At 63.2% G+C, this 4127-nt stretch carries 3 protein-coding genes and 1 pseudogene; 1 reads left to right on the forward strand and 3 read right to left on the reverse strand.

Annotated features, from left to right (window positions below; genetic code table 11):
• Nucleotides 1–27: 27 nt before the first annotated feature.
• Both AC07Y2_RS28640 and AC07Y2_RS28645 read right to left on the reverse strand, forming a co-directional pair.
• Nucleotides 28–1455, reverse strand: a complete 1428-nt coding sequence (locus AC07Y2_RS28640; RefSeq protein WP_074687720.1) for a mechanosensitive ion channel domain-containing protein — start codon at nt 1453–1455, stop codon at nt 28–30.
• Nucleotides 1456–1518: 63 nt separating this feature from the next.
• Nucleotides 1519–2535 carry an alpha/beta hydrolase gene (locus tag AC07Y2_RS28645; protein WP_103387455.1) on the reverse strand — a complete coding sequence of 339 codons (1017 nt, stop codon included), beginning with the start codon at nt 2533–2535 and terminating at the stop codon, nt 1519–1521.
• A gap of 162 nt (nt 2536–2697) precedes the next feature.
• Between AC07Y2_RS28645 and AC07Y2_RS28650 the strand changes: the two genes are divergently transcribed.
• Nucleotides 2698–3597, forward strand: coding sequence for a LysR family transcriptional regulator (locus AC07Y2_RS28650; RefSeq protein ID WP_039773254.1), 900 nt, complete (start codon nt 2698–2700; stop codon nt 3595–3597).
• A gap of 149 nt (nt 3598–3746) precedes the next feature.
• Here the strand turns inward: AC07Y2_RS28650 and AC07Y2_RS28655 are convergent.
• A pseudogene (locus AC07Y2_RS28655) lies at nt 3747–4127 on the reverse strand (hypothetical protein); the annotation flags it as partial.

The raw sequence follows: 4127 nt of genomic DNA on the forward strand, positions 1-4127 counted from the left end.
GTTAAAAAAGATTGAAAGCCCGGTGAATTATCGCTTCTGCAACCACCCCAAAAAACCACCCTTACGAACCGGCACAGGCTTGGCCATCAACGCCAACCGACTGTTCTGCTGCCGTACCGCCTGCAACTTGTTCAATGCCTGGCCCACTTCACTGCGCTGTTCCATGCACTGGCGAGTCAGGTTCTTGTCGAGGCGATAAATGATCGACGACGTCAGCGCGGTGAACGTCGCCTGCGAAGGCGTGTCGGCCAGAATGCTCTGCTCGCCCATGACCTCACTCGGCCCCATGCGCCCGGCCTCGGTGAAGCCGTTGCCGTCCGGCACGCTGGCGCTGACCACGCCGGTGGCGATGACGAACAGGCTGTCCGGGACTTCCTCCAGATTGAGCACTACCTGCCCGGCGCTGTACTGCTGCGCGACCATCGATTCGGCGAGGCGATCGCGTTCCTCATGGCTCAGCGAGCGGAAGATTTTCACTTCATCGAGCAACGCGCGGGCGCGGGTCGAAGGTTCGATCACGCCATCCGGGTGCCGCGAGATGCCGGCGGCTTCGAGGTGGCGGTGGGCGAGGTCGAACAGTTGATTGCGCACGTCGCTTTTCTTGCCCAGTTCGGCGATGAAACCGCTGGCCACGTATTCCGACATTTCTTCGCCGGCCTCTTTCAGTACCGCTTTCGGCGCAGGCGACAACAACAAACTGCTGCTGCCTTGCAGGGTGCGGTCGAGGGCGTCGAGCACCCGGCGCGGGCGGATGTGGTTCGGCACCTTGATGCTGATCGACACGCCGTGCAGGTTGTTCGGCCGGCTGAGGTTGACGATCTTGGCCTTGGCCGCCACCGAGTTCGGCACCACGGCCAGGGTGCCGCTGCTGGACAGCAGGTGCGTGGCACGCCAATTGATGTCGAGCACCTTGCCCTCGACGCCGTCGATGACCACCAGATCATCCACCTGATACGGCTTGGTGGTGTTGAGCACGATGCCGGAAAACACGTCGGCCAAGGTGCTTTGCAGCGCCAGACCGATGACGATCGCCACGACGCCGGAGGTCGCGAGCAGGCCTTTGACCGGCAGATCCAGCACATAACCGGCCGCTGCGACGATGGCCGCCAGAAACACCAGCGCACCGATCACGTCCTGCAACAGACGGCCGCTGTGGCCGATGCGGCGCATCAGGATCAGACCGATGACTTCGGTCAGCACCCGCGCGGCGTACAGCCACCAGAGAATCCCCAGCGCTGTCGCCCCGAGTTGCGCCACCGGGTCATCGGCAAACAATGGTGCCTGCAACGGGCTGACGCCGGCGTTGATGGCCAGCGCGCTGAATGCCAGAAACAGCACCAGCCGCACACCGACCCGCGGGGCGCGATGTTTGAACGGTGCGAGATGCCAGAGCAGGGCGTCGAGCGCCAGCAGCAGGGCGCTCCAGGACAGCAGATGGGCAGAAAAAAGGCTCATGAGGTGAACTCCGGCGGACACAAAAGAAAACGCCACACCCGAAGGTGTGGCGAGGGGTTGCACTCAGTTCAGATGGGTCTTGAGTTCCGCCGCTGCCTGGCGCACGGCGGCTTTGACTTCAGGAATCCCGTTCAGCGGGTTGAGCAGGCCGAAGTCGTGAATCATCCCGTTGTACCGCACCGAGGTCACCGCTACACCGGCCGCGTCGAGGTGGCGGGCGTAGCCTTCGCCTTCGTCACGCAACACGTCGAACTCGGCGGTCTGCACCAGCGCGGCGGGCAGGCCCTTGAGCTGTTCGGCGCTGGCGTTGAGCGGCGAGGCATGGATCTGCGCACGCTCGGCCGGGTTGGTGGTGTAGTTGTCCCAGAACCACTGCATCATGCCCTTGGTCAGGAAGTGGCCCTCGGCGAATTGCTGGTACGAGCCGTTATCGAACCCGGCGTTGGTCACCGGCCACATCAGCAACTGGAAGCGCAGGGCCGGGGTTTTCTGTTCCTTGGCCATCAACGCCACAACCGCCGCCATGTTGCCGCCGACGCTGTTGCCGGCCACCGCCAGACGCTTGCCGTCGACACCGATTTGCTTGCCGTGCTCGGCGACCCATTTGGTTGCGGCGTAAGCCTGATTGATCGCGGTCGGGTACTGCGCTTCCGGCGACGGCGTGTAATCGACGTACACCGCGACCGCGCCAGAACCCACCACCAGATCACGAATCAGGCGTTGGTGCGTCGGGAAGTCGCCCAGCACCCAGCCGCCACCGTGGAAGAACATGAACACCGGCAACTCGCCTTTGACCTTGGCCGGACGCACCACTTTCAGGTTGATCGTCTGGCCGTCGACCTTGATCGCCTTGTCGCTGACTTCAACGCCGGACAGGTCAACCTTCACCGAAGCCTGGGCGCCGGTCAGCACCGCACGGGCGTCTTTCGGGCTCAATTGCTCGAGCGGTTTGCCACCGCCGGCGGCGAGGGCGTCGAGGAAGGCCTGGGTGGTGTGTTCGACGCCAGTGCTTTCGGCGGCGAATGCGTTGCCGATGGACAGGGCGAGGAGGGAAGCGGCGAGGGTTTTCTTGATGTTCATGTGCAATTCCTTTTTAAGTCGTTTGAGTTTTTGTATGCCTTGGGATCGGGCTGCTGTGGCGCTGGGCTTCAGGCCTCAGCAACACCGTGAGCACAGATTAATGAGGTGCCGGAAAGTGAAAAAGCGGCTATAAAGCGTTTAACTGTCAACCAGAGAGTGACAATGAACCCGTTCGAAGACATGCGTATTTTTTGCCAGGTCATGGACTCCGGCAGCTTCACGGCGGCGGCCGATCAGTTGGGCCTGTCCAAGCAGTTCGTCAGCCGTCGGTTGATGCAGTTGGAGGAACGCCTCGGCGTGCGATTGCTCAACCGCTCGACCCGGCGCCTGGACGTGACGCCGCTGGGCCAGAGCTATTACGAATCGGCGCTGCGCTTGCTCGGTGAAGTGGAGTCGGTGGAGCAGGGCATCGCCGGGCAGACCGCCGAGCCGCGCGGGGCGATTCGCGTGAGTGCGCCGCTGTCGTTTGCGCTGGCCCATCTGGGCTGTCTGCTGCCGCCGTTTCTGCAGCGTTATCGCGAGGTCACGGTGGAGGTGGACTTGAGCGACCGGCCGGTGGATCTGCTGGGCGAGGGTTACGACCTGGCGCTGCGTATCGGCGTACTGGAAGACTCGACCCTGATCGCCCGACGCATCGCGTCAATCGAGCGAGTGTATTGCGCCAGTCCTGGGTATCTGGCCGAACGCGGTACGCCGGTCAAACCGGAAGATCTGCTTGGCCACGACTGTCTGCCTTACGGCCACGGGCGTTCGGTGCAGTGGCGGTTCAATGCGGGGCAGGGCAAGCCGCTGCTGGTGAATGTCACCGGGCGGATGCGCGTCAACAACGGTGAGTTGCTGCGGGATGCGGCGGTGGCGGGGATGGGGATTACCTATCTGCCGACGTTCATTGTCGGCGCGGCGCTGAAGGATGGGCGGCTGGTGCCGGTGCTGGACGAGTTTCGGCCGGAACCGCTGACCCTGTCGGCGGTGTACCCGCAGCATCGTCAGGCATCGCGGCCGGTGCAGGCGTTGATCGAGTTTTTGCGTGAGCGGCTGGATCAGAATCATGTCGCTCTCTAGGTTTTGCGGTGAACTGGTGGGCACCGATGAGCCCTGTGTGAGTCGGGCTTGCCCGCGATAGCGGTGGGTCAGTTAGTGATGCTTTAACTGACCAGGCCTCATCGCTGGCAAGCCAGCTCCCACAGGGATTGCGGTGCTTTCAGTTCGGTTCAGTTGGCGCGCTTGTCATCGCCAGGCTCGCCGCCAACGTGTACGCCACGGTCATCACCGATCTCGCCAGCGCGATGTACGCCATGGTCGTCACCGATTTCACCAGCGCGGTGTACACCATGGTCATCGCCGATTTCACCAGCGCGATGCACGCCGTGGTCATCACCGATCTCTCCGGACCGATGCACACCATGGTCGTCGCCGGGTTCAGAATGCGTGCCGCTGCGACCGGATGACGCCGTGTTGCCGGAATGTCCCGAGCCGTGGTCACTGCCGCTGTGGCCACTGTTGCCACCACCGCCACTGCCACTGTTGCCGCCACTGCCGCTGCCGCCGTGACCCCCACCATTGCCTCCGTTGCCGCCTCCATTACCGCCACC

This window comes from Pseudomonas sp. GW456-12-1-14-TSB6 (assembly GCF_059424205.1).

Bases quoted from the DNA above. Each gene is read 5' to 3' on its own strand.
- AC07Y2_RS28640 (WP_074687720.1), bottom strand. From the start codon at position 1,455: ATGAGCCTTTTTTCTGCCCATCTGCTGTCCTGGAGCGCCCTGCTGCTG.
- AC07Y2_RS28645 (WP_103387455.1), bottom strand. From the start codon at position 2,535: ATGAACATCAAGAAAACCCTCGCCGCTTCCCTCCTCGCCCTGTCCATC.
- AC07Y2_RS28650 (WP_039773254.1), top strand. From the start codon at position 2,698: ATGAACCCGTTCGAAGACATGCGTATTTTTTGCCAGGTCATGGACTCC.